We start from the raw sequence: 275 nt of genomic DNA on the forward strand, positions 1-275 counted from the left end.
TTGCCGGACAGGAAGCCCTGAACGCCGAACTGGTCATAGATCTCGTCCCAGATTTCCTGACCGCCCATGTAGCGCATCCAAGCGGTAAGCTCGGGCGTGGTCATGCCGTAAGGAACGCCGGTAAAGAAGGACAGCGCAGGCGATTTGTTCTGCCAGTAGTAGGCGGCACCGTGGCTCATCTCGGCGGTGCCGTCGATCACGGCGTCGAGCGATTGCAGCGGCGGCACCATCTCACCGGCCGAGAAGACCTGAATGGTCAGCTCGCCACCCGAGGC

At 62.2% G+C, this 275-nt stretch carries 1 pseudogene; it reads right to left on the reverse strand.

What is annotated here, in order from left to right:
* Nucleotides 1-275, reverse strand: a pseudogene (locus tag A3722_RS05530) (ABC transporter substrate-binding protein); the annotation flags it as partial.

This window comes from Sulfitobacter sp. HI0027 (assembly GCF_001634775.1).
Classification (GTDB): Bacteria; Pseudomonadota; Alphaproteobacteria; order Rhodobacterales; family Rhodobacteraceae; genus Sulfitobacter.